Source organism: Cupriavidus sp. DL-D2, from assembly GCF_039710735.1.
In the GTDB taxonomy this organism is placed as follows: domain Bacteria; phylum Pseudomonadota; class Gammaproteobacteria; order Burkholderiales; family Burkholderiaceae; genus Cupriavidus.
In genome coordinates, this window is sequence record NZ_JBDKXK010000080.1 from 1 (window position 1) to 16859 (window position 16859).

Consider the following 16859-nt stretch of genomic DNA (forward strand, 5'->3'; position numbering starts at 1 on the left):
CATGAACGACGCGCCGCCCAGCAGCAGGCATGCCTTGATGATCTGTACCCATGTGGTGGTGATTCGGGGTAAACGCCTAACGGCATAGTGGACGGATACGCCCAGCGACACCTTTGTCATTGCGGTCTGACTGACAAGTCACCACAGATGGCGTGATCCCTCAGCACTTGTCGCGGATGAACCTTCAGGAAAATGCGTGACGATGTCGAGAACAGAAGTGCCAGCGACCTAGTGCGACATCAGCACGGGCACGGTCATCGAGCGCAGCAGCGCCGCCGTGACGCCACCAAGCATCAGTTCACGCATCCGGCTGTGGCCATACGCCCCCATCACCAGCAGGTCAGCATCGAGATCGGCCGCGTGCGACAGCAGCAGCTCTCCAGTTTCGTCGCCGTGGTCAATGGTGGCTTCTCTGAGGCGCGCCTGCACGCCATGGTCCTGCAGCCACGTTTGCGCATAACGTCCCGGCGAAGCCCAGGGGTCAGTCATCTGGTCTGGGTTCACGTATTCGGTGATCTCCACAGACGCCGCGCTGCGCAAGATCGGCAATGCATCGTGGATGGCGCGGGCACTCTCCGCCCCACCGTTCCACGCTATCAGCACGCGGCGCCCCACGCTGGGGAACGCACCCGTATGAGGCACGATCATCGCCGGGCGTCCACTGCGCATGATCATCTGATCGACAAAATGGCCATCGGTCATCGTCAGTGGATCGGCGGGATCAGCCTGCCCCAGTATCGTCAGGTCTGCCATACGCGTCTCGACAACCACCGCAGATGGCGTGCCCCAGTCCACTTCGCGCCATTGCGTGCGAATATCGACGCCCGCCGTTGCGCCCTCGAATGCCAGTTTCGCCCCCCTGCGCGCCTGGTCTTGCCACCGATTGAACGAAGCGACATAGCGGTCGCCATTCAACACGCCCTGAATCGCATTCGGATCGGGCCGGCCAGCGGCAAACAGGCCGATCAGCTTTGCGCTGTGAGCCAATGCAATCTGAGTGGCCAGATGCAGGCGTTGATGCAGTTGCCTGCTGCCATCCAGATGAACAAGGATGGTGGCGTAATTCATGGCGAAGCCTCCCCGAATACAGTTCGGCAGGAAACCCTTACGTCTGGCGGACGCGTGCGGACGTGGCCGCACTGCCCGCTTCGGCACCCTGCCCGTTCAGCATGAAGGCCATGCGGCCCAACTGGTCGTAGAACTCGTTGAACGCGGTCGATATGCCGTTCAGGCCGTTATTGATGACTGCGTTTGCTGGCAGCGGCTGTTTCTGGTCGATGGCGAGCCATTGGTCGCCGCACGCGCGACACTGTTCGAGCCATCCTCCCATGCCCTCGGTCATCAGCCGCGCATACTCGCCGATCAGCGCGCCTTGGTGCGCTGCGCTCTCGGACGCCACGCAGACCATTGACTCCTGCAAGGTCTGCCAGTCCTTCGCAGCAGAGACCTTGACCAACATGGCGCGGCATGTCTTCAACTGCTCCTCCATCGCCTTGACATGGGACTTCAGTACGTCACGGCGCGCCTCGCCCAGCGCAGCGGACAGGCGGAAGGTATTTCCGAGCAGCGTTTGCATGGGGCCGAGCATGGGGTCGGCTTTTGATGCGGTATCCGTCATGACGTGCTCCTTCAGGCGGTAGGCGGTTGTTGTGTGCACGTGCTCCAGCCAAAGAGCCGGTACAGCGGGCAGTAACCGGCCAGGCCGGTCAGGAGCGGCACGACACCAATCCATCCCCATGGCGGGATGGTGCCACTCGCAGCCAACAGCAAGAGCACGATGCCGACCAGCATGCGCAGTGCGCGATCCACATTGCCTTCGTTCCGTTTCATGACACTCCTCCGTGAATGACCTTGTCTTCCCGCTGCGCCATGGCGCACGTTACTTGGACTGACTCTCGGTATAGGGCTCGAACTTGCTGGCGCGCGCCACATCGTCGGGCTGCGGACGTTCGTCGGGAAACTTCCCGGCGTCGGCCCGCCGCGGGAAGCTGCGTGGGCGCCACCATAGAGGTCGCCGCTCTCGGTGTTGTTCTTCTGTGCCGTGACGGACGATGCCGTCTACACCGCAACGGCAGCGAATATCATTGGTCCCAGTGCTTGCCTGCGCTTCATTTGCTCCCGCATCGGTACGTTTTAAGACTAGGACTACTTCCCGAATCAGGCTTGACGCATGTCAAGCTAAGGCAGCCGATCGGCGCAAAGTCTCACACGTTCGCGAAACCGACCGCCCCCTGACCGAGCGATGCAGCAAGCCGGAGTGGCGCCTCTACCGGCTCGCCCGGCGCGCTGGCCATGTCGACAAGCCGCGCCGTACCGCGCGTAAGCGTGCCGGTCTTGTCAAAAAACAGGATGCTGGCACGCGCCAGCCACTCCATGGCACCTCCGCCCTTCACGAGCACGCCGTGGCTCGCGCAACGCGACAGTCCAGCCACCACGGCAACCGGTACGCCCAGAATCAGCGGACATGGTGTGGCCACGACCAGTACGGCCAGCACGCGCAAGGCGTCGCCGCTCCATAGCCAACTGGCACCCGCGACGGCCAGCGCCACAACGATGAAGAACAAGGCATAACGATCGGCGAGGCGCGTCAGCGGGCTGCGTTTGGCCTGTGCTGCCGCCACCATGCGCAGAATTCCGGAAAACGTACTGTCCGACTCCGTCGCAAGCGCAACCATCTCCAGCACGGACCCGGCATTCAGTACACCGCTGCAAACGGCTTCCCCCGCAGCCCGCCGCCGGATTGTGGCTTCTCCGGTGAGCGCAGACTCATCAAGATCGCCAGCGCAGGCCAACACGCCGTCGACGGGAAGCACATCTCCATGCCGCACCATGAGCCGGTCGCCTGGGCTAACCTCACTCACGCCCACGCACACCCAGTTACCCTGCTCCTGTCGAATCGCCTGGCGAGGTGCATGCCTGAGCAGTGCGGTCATCTCCCGTTGCGCGCGGAACTGCGCGTAGTCCTCCAGCGCACGGCCACTCGCCAGCATCAGCGAGATAACGGCCGCCACGAGAAACTCTCCAAGACTCAGCGCAACCACCACCGATGCCAGGGCCAGCAGATCCACGCCGGCTTGCTTGCGAAACACGGACTTGACGCTTGTGACGGTATGCGCGATGACGTTGGGCAACACCCCGAGCAGCCAGATGCCGTCAGCGACGGCGTCCCCGAACCACGCCCGCGCGGCAAATCCGCCCGCAAGCGTGACGGCCGAAATCACTGTTCCGGCGCTATTGAGCATTCTGGCACCCGGCATCCTGGTCGTGCCCCCTTTACATGACAGCTCGCACCTCCCTCAGCGCGGATCGACTGGACTAACCTCCGTGTCGACAGTCTGAAAACCAGGCGTGACCGCAGCTATACGCCCTCCCCCTGTCGATGCCAGCCTACTTCTTACTCTGTCCTTCCGAATACGGATCGAACTTCCCGGATCTCGCCACGTCATCGGGTTGCGGGCGTTCGTCAGGGAATTTTTTCGCGCCGGAAGATGCTGCCTGCTCATGTATGCCGTCAGTGTAGGGATCGAACTTCCCGGAGCGTTGTGTCGATGACTTCCTGGCGTCCTTTGACGGTGCGGCCTTGCCCGTTGCCGCGCGCGCACCGCCATAAAGATCCCCGCCATCGGTGTAGTTCTTCTGCGCATACGCAGCGGATACGGCCAACGCACTCATGACCACCGCAGCCATCGTACTCGGTGCAAGTTTTCGTTTCATTGCAGCTCCTTCACAAGACAGTCCGTTCCTGCATTCAGCGTAGGAATTCTGACCGTCGGGACCTTGACGCATATCAAGCGAGGAGAATCCGAGCAGCCTAGCCTTGAGTTGGGAAGACTTGCATCCCAACGATCTTAACTACCCGTCACGCGCCATGAACGACATTGCTGTGATTTTCTACTCTCGTAGCGGCACCACGCGGCTGGCTGCCCAAATGCTGGCCGATCGTCTGGACTGCCCCCTCTTTGAAGTCGAGGATGCAGTCAGTCGCGCTGGCTTCCGGGGTGACCTTCGATGCGTCTTCGACAACCTTCTGCGTCGGCATGTGCCCTATCGCTACGCTGGCCCACCCTTGTCCGAGTACGCCAACCTGGTCTTCATGGCGCCCGTCTGGGTCGGTCATCTCGCCGCACCGATGCGCAGCTTCCTGAGGGATCAGCGCCCATTCACGCCGGGTGTGGCCGCCGCCGCGGTGATGGCTGCGCGAGGCGGGTTCCGCGCAGCCGAGGAGATTGCCGAGGCGCTGGGTCGTCCACCGCATCCCGTGATAGTGTTGTTGCAGCGTGACGTCGTCAGCGGAGACGCACGAGCCGACATCGATGCGTTTGCAGCAGCTCTAATTTCGCAGCCGACAACCGATCCCGGCGTCTCTCCGCGCCCCGCGTGGCTCTCGCCAAACGAAGCCTAGCTTGCATGCCGCTGCGGGCGCGCAGTACTGAGCAAGCCGCTGCCTTCCCGCCGCCGATGGGTTGATTTGTGCCACGTCAAGGGCCAGATCCCCGGGTCTTCTAGATTGCAACATGCAAGGCCATCTTTCGATGACCCTGCATGACCGAGGTAGGAGGATGGAATGAAAACTGACATGGAACTCAAGCAGGTTATCGATGAAGAGCTCGACTGGGATCCCCGCGTTGATGCCGCCGGTATCGGCGTCGAAGTGCACCAGGGAGTCGTGACGCTCTCCGGCCACGTTGGCACGTACGCGGAGAAGGTCTCCGCGGAAAATGCCGCTGGGCGCATCAGCGGTGTGAAAGGTGTCGTGGTCAAACTTGAAGTGACGCCGAAGTCAATGCTGGGCGACGAAGCTGTGGCGCTGGCCGCGCGCAACGCGTTGCAATGGTATGTGCATGTGCCGGCAGACAATCTGCAAGTGGAAATCGAAAAGGGCTGGATCACGCTCCGTGGCACCGTCCAATGGGGCTTTCAGCGACGTGCGGCAGAGAGCGCGGTCAGCCATATCCGCGGCGTGGTGGGTGTGTCTAACCTGATCCGTGTCGTGCCGAAGATCGTGCCCGAGGCCATTGAAGGAAAGATCGAATCCGCGCTCCGGCGCCATGCGGAACGCGAAGCTCATCACATCTCCATCAAGGCAGACGCCGGGGTCGTCACGCTGGAAGGAACCGTCGACTCACTGGCCGAGCGCCGAGCCGCTGCCGGCGCCGCATGGTCTGCGCCGGGCGTTTCCGAAGTGGTCAACAACCTCCGCATCCGATAACCGAAATGGCATACGTCAACGCCTCTCTCGAAGAGCGAATGCGCGCGTGTGCCTACATGTTCTGGTTCGAGTCCTATCTTGGTGCGCCCGAGTTTCCTGCGTCCGAAGGGCTGATTCCATTGGATCCGATGCTGCGTCAGCGATACATCGCCTATCAGGACCGCTGTTATCGCCGGTGGCTGCAGCACGCGCTCAGCCTTGAGGGGAACGTCAAGGCATTCGAGGCCGCCTGCATCGCCGTGCGCGCGGGCTGGTTCGGCAAGTGCGACATACTGATGCGGGTTCGCGGATGGGCAAGCGCCATCTCTGAGCCACTGCAGACCGAACACCCGGCTGGGCCGCCACGTGCTACAGCCCGGTCATAATTCGATTAACATCGATATCAAACGGATATCACACGGGCCGCTGCGCCAGCAAAAAACTAGTCTGGCGCGGCTCAGATCAATGGGTCTCATGCAGCAGCAAACCGACGGTCATCGCGACGCTTCCGCCAGCGCCTCGTCGGGAGCAATCCCATGCGTGCGCGGCTCCTCCCTGACCAGAAGCACCGGCACGGCGGAGGCTCGCGCCAATGATTCGGCAACGCTTCCTAGAAATACGCGCTTCAGTCCGTGACGCCCGTGGGTGCCCACCACGACCACGTCGGCATGGGAGGTGTTGATGCGCTCCAGGATCTGCCCGGCGACATCACCCAGACCGATGATGTTATCGACTAATGTCGTCGTGCACTTTACGCCGGCCTGTTCGGCCGCGCCTGAAGCGTCGCGCAAGAGATTCTTACCGTACTCCAACAGTTCCGGAATGATATCCGCTCGGACACCGTAACCGCTGTCGTACTGCAAGAACGAGTAGTCAATTACGTGCACGACTTCCAGTTGCGCGCGGCATGCCGCCGCGAGCCGGATCGCCTCAGTCAGCGCACGCAAGGCGCAGGCGCCACCGTCAACAGCGACAAGAACATGGTGATACATCAACCGTCTCCTGATCCATTCGCCCGACAAGCTTTCCATCAGATGCAGCGTGTCTCCGGTGGCGCCGCACCATCGCTGGCAACGGCATCAACGAAGGTGATGAAGGTTTGCGTCGAATTCCGCTGAGGTCTGCGTGCAATAGCGGCGCATGCCCGGCAGACCACGGGGTTGTAAAGCTGTCCTCCGTAAGGCCCGGATGTTGGCGGGCCACGTCTTCGGTGACACTCAGCGCCAATACCTGTGGAGCACGTCTTGCTGCTCCTTCGTCAGCACCGCCTCCATGCGCTTGTGTGCATCGACTGTCGAGTCATACATTTGGCTGCGCAGCTTGCCGATGGTCTTGTAGGCGTCGTCGATGGCGGCCTCGTCCGGCTTTTGTGCGCCGTAAAGGTCGCGCAGCCGCGCCTGCTGATCCATCATGGCGCCTACGGTAGTCCAATGCGCCTTACGCGTGTCGTCGGCGATGCGATTGATCTTCGCGCGCTGTTCGTCAGACAGGTTCATGCCCGGAATGCGCGTCCAGTGCTGCGCACCCATGCCCATCCCGTGGCCCTCACCATAGCCCCCCATCATGCCGGGACCCATACCTCCCCCTATCATGTCGGGGCCCATGCCGTAACGGCCATGCATCCCATAGCCGGGCCCACGCGTGCAGTCGTTCGTGCCGCGCGCTGCCGGAGCGGGCGGCGCCGCCATCGCCACGATGGCAATCGACGTGAGACAAAGGCCAACGGCCTGCCGGATAGCGGACTTCGATGTGTAATGCTTGGACATGACGTCTCCTAGCGTTGGCAATTGCGGTCACCGACTGGCCGCCCGGCGTTGGCGCCCGCATAAGGCAACCCCGCTTCGATGGGCAAGGTCATGTCCCTCGACCACTCGTTCCACGATCCAAGATAGAGGCGTACGTCCTGTATGCCGGCCTCTTCCAGCGCCACGAAGGTGTTCGACGCACGAGCGCCTTTGAAGCAGAACACAACAACGGGCGTATCGCGGCGAATTCCCACCGTGGCGCATTCGGCCAGGATTTCCTCGGCCGACTTGAACCGCGGCCCCGTGGCAGACGGCTTCATCATGCGATACCACTCGATCCAGACGGAATGCGGGATGCGACCTTTGCGGGGACAGAAGTCTTTGCCGTACGGCGAGGAACTCGCGCCGATCCACTCGTCGACATCACGCACGTCGAGCTTCACGATGCGCGGGTCGTCGACGATGCGCTTCATTTCCGCCAAATCCACGAGCAGACCGGTGTCGTCGTCCGTGATGGGAAAGGTCGCCCTGACAGGTGTGAAAACCTCGGTCGTGCTCGGCAGGCCTTCCGCACTCCACGCCTGGTAGCCACCATGCAGTACCTTGATCTTGTCGCGCGGATAACCCAGATATCTGAGCAGGATGTATCCGCGGCACGATTGGCCGAACCCCGTGGCCATCGCTTGCTCGTAGACGACGGCTGTTTCATTGCCTGACAAGCCCGCTTTGCCGAAGGCCGCCGCAAAGGTAGCGCGCAGCGCCCTGAGGCCTTCGGGTGTGGTGGTTGCAAGATAGGTGAATATTTCGTGGATGCTCACCGCGCCCGGCAAATGCGCCTCCGCATAATGGGCCGCATCTCGGGTATCGATTAGCACAACCGCCTCCGATCGAAGTGCTTCGTCGAGTTCGGCAGGAGAAATGAGTACGCTGTCACGCATGGTGGGATCCCTTCTTCGGTATGGGGACGCGACGTCCGTACGGCCGGGAACCGTACCGTGTAGGAATGGCTTGACGGCCAAGGCTTTGCGTAGCGACCTGTCAGTTCCGATTCTGGGATAGCAGGCAGGCCTGTGGTTGATTTGTGTCAACCCAAGCTCGACCTATGATCAGCCCACGCTCAAACGCTCGCCACACCCGATTTCGCCTGTTCGATCAGCTCGAACACCATCATGCCTGCGAGCATGGCAAGGACGAAACCAGCGGCCTTCGGATATCCCGCACCCAACGCCACCAATGCGGGCCCCGGGCAGAAGCCCGCCACTCCCCAGCCGATTCCGAAGGTGGCACTGCCGAGGATCAGGCGCCATGTGATCGACGTGTTGGAGGGCCACTGCATCGGCAGCCCGAGCCAACAACGTGTGCGGCGCCGGGCGAAAAAAAACCCCAGCGAGGCCAGCACGATCGCGCCGAGCATGACAAAAGCGAGCGAAGGGTCCCACACGCCGGCAAGGTCCAGAAACGCCAGGACCTTGGCAGGGTTCGCCATGCCCGACATCATCAGACCGAGTCCGAATACCAGTCCGGCTATCCACGCAGTGATCATGCCCATCTCAGGCTCCCAGTAGATGACGTTTTACGAAAACGGTCAGGAGGCCCGCTGCCATGAAGGTGAGCGTGCCGACAATTGATCGCGCCGAACCGCGCGAGATGCCGCACACGCCATGCCCGCTTGTACATCCGCTTGCGTATCGCGTGCCGATGCCTACGAGAAAGCCGGCCACCAGAACTTGGAGCCAGCCAGCCTCGATGTCGGCAACGGGAGGATGACCCGCAAAACGGCCCAGTATGGGTGCGCTCAGCAGCCCAGCAAGGAAAGCAATACGCCACCCCATGTCACGGCGCGTCACGCCCAGCAATCCGCCCAGGATACCGCTAATGCCGGCAATGCGGCCGTTGAAGAGAATCAGCACCGTGGCCGCCAAGCCGATAAGCAGGCCGCCGCCGAACGACAGTAACGGAGTGAAATGATCAAGATCCAGCGTCATGATTTCCCGAATCGGTAATTCGCCCCTGCGCTGCGGCATATCAAGAAGCACGAGCGGTTACCGCAGGCGCAATCGGCTCGTGTCGAGGTGCGACCTCCCAGGCGCCAAGAATATACAGCAGCGTCGATTACCGCTGCCAGATGCGTCCGGCAGGACCGCGAATTGGCTTTACAGCCGAGACCCAGGCATATGTCACCGGCCGTGCGCGGATTCGCCCTTCACCAGAATGACGGGGCACGGTGCATGGGCGATGACACGGCCCGCCACGGAGCCGACGATGGCATCGAAAAATGCTCCCCGGCCGTGGGTGCCCATCACAATGGCTGACGCATCGACGGAACGTGCTAGCTCGACGATGCGGTCGGGCGCGAAGCCGGTCAGCGCGTGCTGCTCGAACGATACGCCGCCGAGGTTGAGGATATCGGCGGCCGAGCGCAAAGTCCGGCTGCTTTCGTCCGCGTGCCATGCGGCCAGCTCGGTGGCGCTAATGTATGACTTCACCTCACCCGACACGTCCGGCATGCAATGAACCAAGTGGACAAGCAATGGACCCTTGAGCAATTCTCCGGCGGCCACAAAGTGCGCCGCCGCATCGCTGTACGTTGACCCATCAGCGGCAAGTACGATGGATTGCATGGCAGGCTCCTTGAGTCGAGAACGGCAACGTGCCGCACTTCACTGAGAATGGGGTGTTGTCGCGACACGGTGATTCTTTGGTCCGTCGCGTCGGTCCCGTGTTGAACAGATAGGTGACGAATTCTGCCGGAATTTGGTCTGGATTAAGGGATACGTGGTCTTCGTGTGGTCCAGGGTAGCGGTGTCGTTCCGATCGTCGGATCATCGGCATGCCGGAATGGATGCGACCAAGAGCAATTTCAAGGGACAGGAGGATCATCCTTCATCCCGACCAGAGAATGCCGGCGAAGGATACCTTGGTCGTCGAAGACCAGGACCAAGCTGTACTTAGCGGTCGATGCGGCTTCCCTGCGCCGCATCGGCACATAACCCTGCTTATTGCGGTCGACTTGATAGATCATGACGCGACCACCTTCCCACACCGCGCTTGGCTCGGCCAGTTTCATGTACACGTCCTCCCGGGTTGTCACGCCGTCCTGCAGGAACGTCAGAAGCTGTGGATCGCCTGGCGGATAGCTAGCGCAAGCGGCGAGTATCGCCAATAGGATCACGATGGCACTTCGACTGGCCCAGATCGTTTTCATCATCAATCATCTCTTTTCAAAGCGTCCGGCACCGCAAACTGTGCCGCCTCGCCGCAATCCTCGTGTCACTCAAAGCTACATACCGAATCGAAAGTGCCCACTGTGCAGCAGAACGTTGTATGCCCCGGTCATCTCGAACAGGCCACGGGCCATCGTCTCGATGGCCCCCCTGTGCTTTTGATAGGCCACGAACAAGTCTTCCGGTCGACATGATCGCGCGCCGAAGTGGTCCTCCAGGGCTTCGGCGGTAATGCCATAACACGCTTGCGCGCCATTTACGCGCGCTTGGCACTGAAGGCTGGGGCCTGCCGAGCAGTAAGTCGGCAACATTCCTGAAAACTCGATTGCGCTCATGATGTGTTCGGCGATACGTAGCCGTACCCGGAGACGTCACCTTACCTAGCCTAGGCGTTAGCCCAATCGGTGATTTGATTCATCGCAAGGGCGCATGGATCGCGCCACGCCACGCGAGGGTTGCGCGTCTTTGTCTCGTGGTGAGCAGCATCGACCCCGCAACTGATACCGTTGGCGACAGTCCTTCGTGCCTCCGAACGTTGCACGGCAATCGCTTTGCGTTGCGTCAACGGCCACCGCCCACGCGGACATAAAGTGAGAATTAACGCGGCAACGCAATCACATAGCGGAATCGATCATGAGCTTCCTCGGCACTCGCCGCTCCTGGGTCAAGATCACGATCCTCGCTGCCTCTACCGCATTGGCTGGCCCGGCCTGCGCTCAAGCGTCGACAAGTACGCCCAAGGCCGCTCCGCAGCAGGGCGCCACCAGCATTCCTTACCTCTCGGGGGGCATCGGCGCCGACGATGTGGCGCGCATGCGCTCGCTTGCGCCGCAGTTCAATGTGCACCTGCGATTCCAGGATCGATCGGATGGCGCATCGCTTTCGGACGTCAAGGTGCTGCTACTCAATGCGCGACACGAACGCGTCCTGCGCGTGGTGAGCGAGGGACCGCTGCTGTATATGCGGGTGCCGCCCGGCCAATACTATCTGGCGGCGGTGTACCAGGGCATCATCCAAGAACTCGCGTTGATCGTCGGCCGCAAACCGATAGACCTGACCATCTCGTTCACGATGAATAGCGAAGAAGGCACCTGGCAGTACTGCATGGGCCAAGCAGATCTGTGCGAAAGCACCGTACTTTAAGTGCGCGGCTGATCAAAGACGACAAATAGGGCGAACAACAGGGGTGGCCAAGGCTTGGGATTGATCAACGAAACAACACGTTCGGCATCACTCCTTGACGGGCCACTGCGCCGGCGTCATGGATCGCGCCCGGCTGCGGTACCAGACGATGAACTCAGAGATGGAACTGCAAAGGCTGGGTTTAGCGATGACCTGGAATGCGACCCGCTGTCATGACGCGTGCGATCGGCGAGTCTCCGACGCGGGGGCACCCGCTTACATGTTGGGAAGCCTGGAGTGGGACGGGGCGAGGTCAGTCACGTAGCGTCGTCGATGCCTTCACAATTGATCGTCGTCAAACAGTTATGGGTTTTAGCGCACTAACTATTTCCCAGTGGCTATCTTCACAAGGCAAAAGACGAGACGCACAAAGTTGCCGCTGCCAAGGGGAGACATGCCATGTTGAGTGCCCATGAAATTGCTGCGTTGATGGTGCTGGGATCGCTGGGGTCGTGCCGCGATATCGACCCGCACGATCTGGCCGCGCTTGCCACCTGTCGTTTGATCAACATGGCCAACGCACGGTCGACAGCATCTCCCACAGTGCACGTTACCCCGGCCGGCTACCGAGTGCTGGGCGCCGTTCACCGCGCCTCATCGGTGCGAGTCAGGCAACCCTGACAGCGGCGCCGGCAAACCTGACGCACCGCACAGCCCCTTTCCCACGTCCCACATGGCAATTGGGCGACGCGTTTGCCGGCATCCGCTGATAGTTGCATGAGTCCCGCATGACCAATACTCCAGCCACACCCCGGCAACGCCGCGCGCGAAGTTCATAAAGCAACAGGCCGCACGCGTCCGTGCCATCGGTGCCAACCGGCGGGAGATGAAAATGAACAATCTGGGCATGGCAATGGGGCCAGCGGCAACCCACCGGGCGCCGCAGGCGCTTCACGAAGGCACGCACGTTATCACGCCGCGACGCTGGTACTGTCATCATGGCATTTACATCGGCAACGGACAGGTAGTGCATTACGCGGGATTCAAGTCACTGCTGCGCCGAGGCCCCGTGGAGTGCACCACGCTCGACACTTTTGCCGACGGCCACGGAATCGAAGTTGGCACCGTGCAGCATGCGCGGTACGGCGGCGCCGACGTGGTACGTCGCGCCACGTCGCGGCTGGGCGAGGACGCCTATCACCTGCTGCGCAACAACTGCGAGCATTTCTGCAATTGGTGTGTACATGGCACGCCAACCAGCATGCAGGTCGAGCGATTGGCACACGATCCGCTTCGCGCCCTGCTAGCAACCGCGTGCCTGCTGCATGCGTGGATTTGGGCGCGCGTGTACGCGGGCCGCGGCGCGCCCATCCACATGCTAGGGCCGGTCAGTGGAATGTGGATCGGAGCGTGGCAACGGAATCTCATTAACGCTCATCGCGTGGTCTCCCCTGCCGGACGGATCTGGATGCGCTTCTGCGGCGTTGCTTCCTTCTTGGGCAGCGCTAGCCGCAGGACGCCGTCGGCGTAGGTCGCATCCACCTTCGCTTCGTCAATGTCAGCATCCAGCGTGAAGGCGCGGCGCATCGCACCGCTGTAGCGCTCGTGGCGAATCACACGTTCCCCGTCTCGCTGCTCGGTCGTGCGGTCGACCTTGGCGGCTATCATGACCGTGCCGCGATCGACGTCGATATCGATGTCCTCCGGTTTCACACCGGGCAACTCAGCGGTCACCGTGTAGCTGCCATCGGACTCCGTCACATCGACCTTGAATACCGTGCCGACGTCGGCTGTCCCGCGGAACGCGCGTAGCATGCCCTGCATCATGTCGCTGATCGGCTCGATGGAAAGCGGGTCGTAATGTCTGAGGCTGGTCATCGTGGACTCCTTCATTGGATCGCCGGCAAATCCGGCTGTCTTTAGCATGGCAGCCCACCACGACTGGCCTTTGCGTTGCGTCAACCACTGCGGCGCCGGTTTGCCAGACCAGCATTCAATAAGACACCGCAGCCTGTCGTGTTGGCCAGAGACGCTCGACACCGATCACAGCCGAGTGACAGCTCCGACCAACTATGTGCGCCATGATGCATAGGCGCACCATTCATGTGCGGAGTATGTGAGCGGGTGGGCACCCTTCTCGCGTGCGCCGGGTCGCGCGGGCGTTACGTATCTTCTATATTCTGATCAGCAGCCCGTGATCAGCAGACTGCTGCCGTCTTAGGAAAAAGAAGAATCATGCCTTCGGCATTGAGCGTCCCTTAAGAGTGGCCCGACATGACCCGAGACACGCCCCTTCGCAGCGATGCGACGCACCTGCCCGCGCAGATCTCGGGCAACGAGGCATGTCTGGCAGCCATTGTGCGGACTTCCATGGAGGCCATCATCTCCATCAACGAACAGCAGCAGATCGTGCTGTTCAACCCGATGGCCGAGACGCTTTTCGGGATTGCCGCAGGGGATGCCATCGGCAAGACCCTCGACCTCCTGCTGCCGGAGCGTTTTCGCTCCGCTCACACCCTGCACGTGCGCCGCTTCGGTGTAACGGGGGTCACGGATCGGCAGATGGGGCTGCAGCGTACGCTCTATGCGCTGCGCCGCGACGGCAGCGAATTCCCCATCGAGGCATCCATCTCGCAGACAAGCGACGGCCAGGGCCGCAAGCTATTTACCGTTGTGCTTCGCGACATCACCGAGCGTGTGCGAGCGGAAACCGCATTGCGGCGCTCGCGCGAGGAATTGCAGGCGCTCTCCGACAGCATCCTGGCAAAACGCGAGGAAGAAAAACGCCGCGTCGCCCGCGAGTTGCATGACGACATCGGGCAACGCCTGAGTGCGCTGAAGATGGACCTTGCCATGCTGGAGAGCGAACTGCGCGAAGTCGACACGGCGTCGCCTTACCTCAGTCGCGCCGCTGCCATGCATGGCAGCATCGATGCCGCCATCGCCGCAGTCCGGCAAATCTCCGCAGACCTTCGCCCCGCCCTGCTCGACGAACTGGGGCTGGCGGCGGCACTGGACTGGCTGACCAAGGATTTCAGCCGCCGCTACGGCCTGACGATCGAATTAGGCGCCCCCGATCATCTTGACGTAAACGAACAGGAGGCGACGGCGGTTTTCCGAATCGTGCAAGAGGCGCTGAACAACGTCGTGCACCATGCACAGGCCAATCGCGTGTGGATCGCCCTGGACCGGCAGGCCGGCGAACACGTGCTCCGCGTGCGCGACAACGGCAATGGCTGGGACGGCGCGCTACGCGATCGCACGCGACGCTCGTTCGGACTGCTTGGCATTCGCGAACGAGCCCGTCTGCTTGGCGGAACGCTGGCGCTGACGCACGCGCCTGGGCAAGGATTCGAGCTATGCCTGCGCTTTCCCATGCGCGCCACCGAGACGGAGTAAGCCGATGATACGAGTGGTCATTGCCGACGATCATGCCGTGGTGCGCAACGGCTTGCGCCATATTCTGGAGCGCGAGGACGACGTCGAGGTCGTGGGCGAAGCCGCCAAGGGTTCCGAAGTGCCACAGGTGTTGCGCGAGACCACGCCCGATGTGATTCTGCTGGACCTGTCGATGCCAGGGCGCAGCGGCCTTGAGCTGGTGCGGCATGTCCGCACCGAGTATCCGGCCAGCCGGGTGCTGGTCTTGACCATGCATGCAGAGGAGCAGTATGTGGTACGCGCATTCCGGGCTGGCGCGGCCGGATACCTGACCAAGGACAGCGCCGCCAATGACCTGATCGCGGCGTTGCGCAAGGTGGCCACGGGCGGCACCTATGTCAGCCCCGAGATGGCGGAAAAGCTGGCGCTCGGCGTGCAGGAGCAAACCGATGCACCGCATGCCAGCCTGTCCGACCGCGAGCTGGAGGTGTACCGGCGCATCGTCAATGGCGAATCGCTGACGGAAATCGCCGAGGCCCTGTGCGTGAGCGCGAAAACCATCAGCACCTACAAGATGCGACTGCTGGATAAACTCCAGCTTCGCAGCGACGCCGCGCTGGTGCGCTACGCCATCGAGGCGAACCTGTTTCCCGGAGAATCACCGCCCTAGTACCTGTCATTCGACTTACCTGCGAGGTGTGGCGGCTGTGTGCTGGCCGGCGCGCGAATCAGCAGCACGGGCTTGTTGGTCTGCGCCAGCACGCCTTCGGACACGCTACCCATGATGGCCCGCCGCAAGCCGCGATGCCCATGCGTACCCATAACGATCAGGTCGGCTGGCCAGGAGTTTGCACGCTCGACAATGGTCTCCGAGATGTTGCCGCGGCCAAGGGGACGCTCCACGAGTTCCTTGATACAGGTAACGTCGGCGTGAGAGCATCGCTCGGCGGCCAGGTCCAAGGCCCGTTCGCCACCCCGCACAAGCTGGCTCAGCACCTTGGCGGTATCAGTCGTACCCGCGGCATCGAACAATTCGCTATCGTCAACCACGTACAGCAGCTTGATCGCAGCCTGGCATACGCGCGCCATGCCGATGGCCTGCGACATTGCCAAGTCCGCCGAATCGCCACCATCCACCGCCACCAGGATTCTTTCGTACATGATCGGGACTCCGCTTGGGTCATCGTGCTTTCGAGATTAGGACGCCTAAACCCATCGCACTTGATCTGCCGCAACGGCTTTGATCGATCGACTCAGTCCGCTCTCGTTTGACTTTTCGCAACGGTTCTCCCACGTCATGACATAGATTTGACGCGTGCCCAATGTCGAGGCACTGGCGAGGGTGCGGATGGAGATCTCAGCTATCGTGGTCCACGTGGATGCGTCAACGCACGCCACGGCCCGGCTCTCCCACGCCGTCGCCCTGGCCTGTGCATTGCCTGCAACGCTTGTGGGCCTGTTGCCACAGCGCGGCCTGACGCCCGACGCGGCGTTTTTTGCCGATTGCGAATCTAGCCGCGTGGCCTTCGAAACCGCGACGGCAGGCGCCCCCATTGCCGTGGACTGGCGCGTGGGAGAAGGCACGTCACTGGAAGCCATGCAATGCGAAGGCCGCCTGGCTGACTTGATCATCGTCAGCCAGCCGTGCGCTGGCGAGGCCCATCGCCTGGTTGACACACCCCCTTTTGCCGAAGGCACGATCCTGGAGGCCGGACCACCGGTTCTTGTTATTCCACGGACGCACGACGCCGCCCCCACGCAGGCGTGGCCCTATCCGCGCGTGATGGTGGCGTGGAGTGGCACGCGCGAATCGGCGCGTGCGATGCGCGACGCGCTGCCGCTCCTGCGCCGCGCGCAGCATGTCGCGCTTGTTTGCTGCATCCCCGTCTCCCGACACCGCCACACCAATCTGGCGCCGGCCAGCTACGCGCTGACGTGGCTGGCGCGGCGGGGCGTTCGCGCCTGTCTGATCGGACTTAGGGGCGATGCACATGCGTCACCAGGCAACGCCTTGCTGGCCACCGCGCGGACGGCCCGCACCGACTTGCTGGTTTGCGGCGCGCCGGCAAGCGACAAAGCAGTCGGCAAGCTGGGAGGCATCGCCAGCACCCTGCTCGAGCAATCCACAATCCCGGCTCTGTTCGCACGCTAGCGATGCGCGTGCCGACGCTGCCCGCGTCCTTTGGAACCCCGAGGAGCCAG

Annotated in this window: 24 protein-coding genes; 9 read left to right on the forward strand and 15 right to left on the reverse strand. The window is 62.0% G+C overall.

Translation table 11 applies throughout. The annotated features are described in order from the left end of the window. Positions 1–228: 228 nt before the first annotated feature. From ABDB81_RS27460 to ABDB81_RS27480, 5 genes are all read right to left on the reverse strand, one after another. Positions 229–1068 (reverse strand): universal stress protein, encoded by an 840-nt coding sequence (locus tag ABDB81_RS27460; RefSeq protein WP_137927430.1) that lies wholly within the window; start codon positions 1066–1068, stop codon positions 229–231. A gap of 37 nt (positions 1069–1105) precedes the next feature. Further along, a complete protein-coding gene (locus ABDB81_RS27465) occupies positions 1106–1618 on the reverse strand; it encodes a hypothetical protein (protein ID WP_160473329.1) in 513 nt (170 codons plus the stop codon). Positions 1619–1629: 11 nt separating this feature from the next. After that, the gene (locus ABDB81_RS27470; protein ID WP_137927428.1) at positions 1630–1830 is read right to left on the reverse strand and encodes a DUF2892 domain-containing protein; all 201 of its coding nucleotides are present in this window, start codon (positions 1828–1830) and stop codon (positions 1630–1632) included. Positions 1831–2204: 374 nt separating this feature from the next. Next, on the reverse strand, positions 2205–3242 hold the full coding sequence (locus tag ABDB81_RS27475; RefSeq protein WP_346814111.1) for an HAD-IC family P-type ATPase: 1038 nt from the start codon (positions 3240–3242) through the stop codon (positions 2205–2207). Positions 3243–3387: 145 nt separating this feature from the next. Next, positions 3388–3714, reverse strand: coding sequence for a hypothetical protein (locus ABDB81_RS27480; protein WP_346814112.1), 327 nt, complete (start codon positions 3712–3714; stop codon positions 3388–3390). Between the two features lie 154 nt (positions 3715–3868). Between ABDB81_RS27480 and ABDB81_RS27485 the strand changes: the two genes are divergently transcribed. The 3 genes from ABDB81_RS27485 (at position 3869) to ABDB81_RS27495 (ending at position 5574) form a co-directional block, all read left to right on the forward strand. After that, entirely contained in the window at positions 3869–4402 is a 534-nt protein-coding gene (locus ABDB81_RS27485; protein ID WP_346814113.1) for a hypothetical protein, read from the forward strand. A 162-nt stretch (positions 4403–4564) separates the two neighbouring features. Further along, complete coding sequence (locus ABDB81_RS27490; protein WP_346814114.1) at positions 4565–5209, forward strand: BON domain-containing protein; 645 nt, start codon at positions 4565–4567, stop codon at positions 5207–5209. Positions 5210–5214: 5 nt separating this feature from the next. Next, positions 5215–5574 (forward strand): hypothetical protein, encoded by a 360-nt coding sequence (locus tag ABDB81_RS27495; protein WP_137927424.1) that lies wholly within the window; start codon positions 5215–5217, stop codon positions 5572–5574. Between the two features lie 108 nt (positions 5575–5682). Here the strand turns inward: ABDB81_RS27495 and ABDB81_RS27500 are convergent, their stop codons facing one another. From ABDB81_RS27500 to ABDB81_RS27535, 8 genes are all read right to left on the reverse strand, one after another. After that, positions 5683–6219: a universal stress protein gene (locus tag ABDB81_RS27500; protein ID WP_249359634.1), complete on the reverse strand. Its 537-nt coding sequence runs from the start codon at positions 6217–6219 to the stop codon at positions 5683–5685. Between the two features lie 186 nt (positions 6220–6405). After that, positions 6406–6954 carry a periplasmic heavy metal sensor gene (locus ABDB81_RS27505; protein WP_346814115.1) on the reverse strand — a complete coding sequence of 183 codons (549 nt, stop codon included), beginning with the start codon at positions 6952–6954 and terminating at the stop codon, positions 6406–6408. 8 nt (positions 6955–6962) lie between these two features. Continuing rightward, positions 6963–7871, reverse strand: coding sequence for a sulfurtransferase (locus ABDB81_RS27510; protein WP_346814116.1), 909 nt, complete (start codon positions 7869–7871; stop codon positions 6963–6965). A 179-nt stretch (positions 7872–8050) separates the two neighbouring features. After that, entirely contained in the window at positions 8051–8482 is a 432-nt protein-coding gene (locus tag ABDB81_RS27515) for a DUF6691 family protein (protein WP_137927421.1), read from the reverse strand. 1 nt (position 8483) lies between these two features. After that, complete coding sequence (locus tag ABDB81_RS27520) at positions 8484–8918, reverse strand: YeeE/YedE family protein (RefSeq protein WP_346814117.1); 435 nt, start codon at positions 8916–8918, stop codon at positions 8484–8486. Between the two features lie 192 nt (positions 8919–9110). Further along, on the reverse strand, positions 9111–9554 hold the full coding sequence (locus ABDB81_RS27525; protein ID WP_137927420.1) for a universal stress protein: 444 nt from the start codon (positions 9552–9554) through the stop codon (positions 9111–9113). Between the two features lie 239 nt (positions 9555–9793). Continuing rightward, positions 9794–10141 (reverse strand): hypothetical protein, encoded by a 348-nt coding sequence (locus ABDB81_RS27530; protein WP_346814118.1) that lies wholly within the window; start codon positions 10139–10141, stop codon positions 9794–9796. Between the two features lie 72 nt (positions 10142–10213). Beyond that, positions 10214–10492 carry a DUF1488 domain-containing protein gene (locus ABDB81_RS27535; protein ID WP_137927418.1) on the reverse strand — a complete coding sequence of 93 codons (279 nt, stop codon included), beginning with the start codon at positions 10490–10492 and terminating at the stop codon, positions 10214–10216. 298 nt (positions 10493–10790) lie between these two features. Between ABDB81_RS27535 and ABDB81_RS27540 the strand changes: the two genes are divergently transcribed. The 3 genes from ABDB81_RS27540 to ABDB81_RS27550 all read left to right on the forward strand — a co-directional run bounded on the left by ABDB81_RS27540 (position 10791) and on the right by ABDB81_RS27550 (position 12810). After that, the gene (locus tag ABDB81_RS27540; RefSeq protein WP_346814119.1) at positions 10791–11300 is read left to right on the forward strand and encodes a hypothetical protein; all 510 of its coding nucleotides are present in this window, start codon (positions 10791–10793) and stop codon (positions 11298–11300) included. A gap of 438 nt (positions 11301–11738) precedes the next feature. Beyond that, positions 11739–11960 carry a hypothetical protein gene (locus ABDB81_RS27545; RefSeq protein WP_137927416.1) on the forward strand — a complete coding sequence of 74 codons (222 nt, stop codon included), beginning with the start codon at positions 11739–11741 and terminating at the stop codon, positions 11958–11960. A 232-nt stretch (positions 11961–12192) separates the two neighbouring features. Further along, entirely contained in the window at positions 12193–12810 is a 618-nt protein-coding gene (locus tag ABDB81_RS27550; RefSeq protein ID WP_249359638.1) for a lecithin retinol acyltransferase family protein, read from the forward strand. Here ABDB81_RS27550 and ABDB81_RS27555 read toward each other — a convergent pair. Continuing rightward, the gene (locus ABDB81_RS27555) at positions 12714–13157 is read right to left on the reverse strand and encodes an Hsp20/alpha crystallin family protein (RefSeq protein WP_137927414.1); all 444 of its coding nucleotides are present in this window, start codon (positions 13155–13157) and stop codon (positions 12714–12716) included. The genes ABDB81_RS27550 and ABDB81_RS27555 overlap by 97 nt on opposite strands. Before the next feature lie 396 nt (positions 13158–13553). Between ABDB81_RS27555 and ABDB81_RS27560 the strand changes: the two genes are divergently transcribed. Together ABDB81_RS27560 and ABDB81_RS27565 are read left to right on the forward strand one after the other, a co-directional pair. Beyond that, the gene (locus ABDB81_RS27560; protein ID WP_137927413.1) at positions 13554–14678 is read left to right on the forward strand and encodes a PAS domain-containing sensor histidine kinase; all 1125 of its coding nucleotides are present in this window, start codon (positions 13554–13556) and stop codon (positions 14676–14678) included. A 4-nt stretch (positions 14679–14682) separates the two neighbouring features. Next, positions 14683–15327 carry a response regulator transcription factor gene (locus tag ABDB81_RS27565; RefSeq protein ID WP_160474603.1) on the forward strand — a complete coding sequence of 215 codons (645 nt, stop codon included), beginning with the start codon at positions 14683–14685 and terminating at the stop codon, positions 15325–15327. Here the strand turns inward: ABDB81_RS27565 and ABDB81_RS27570 are convergent. After that, the gene (locus tag ABDB81_RS27570; RefSeq protein WP_160474602.1) at positions 15324–15818 is read right to left on the reverse strand and encodes a universal stress protein; all 495 of its coding nucleotides are present in this window, start codon (positions 15816–15818) and stop codon (positions 15324–15326) included. The two genes, ABDB81_RS27565 and ABDB81_RS27570, sit on opposite strands and share 4 nt — an antisense overlap. Positions 15819–16005: 187 nt before the next feature. Here ABDB81_RS27570 and ABDB81_RS27575 point away from each other — a divergent pair, with 187 nt between their 5' ends. Continuing rightward, on the forward strand, positions 16006–16809 hold the full coding sequence (locus ABDB81_RS27575) for a universal stress protein (protein WP_137927410.1): 804 nt from the start codon (positions 16006–16008) through the stop codon (positions 16807–16809). Positions 16810–16859: the final 50 nt, after the last annotated feature.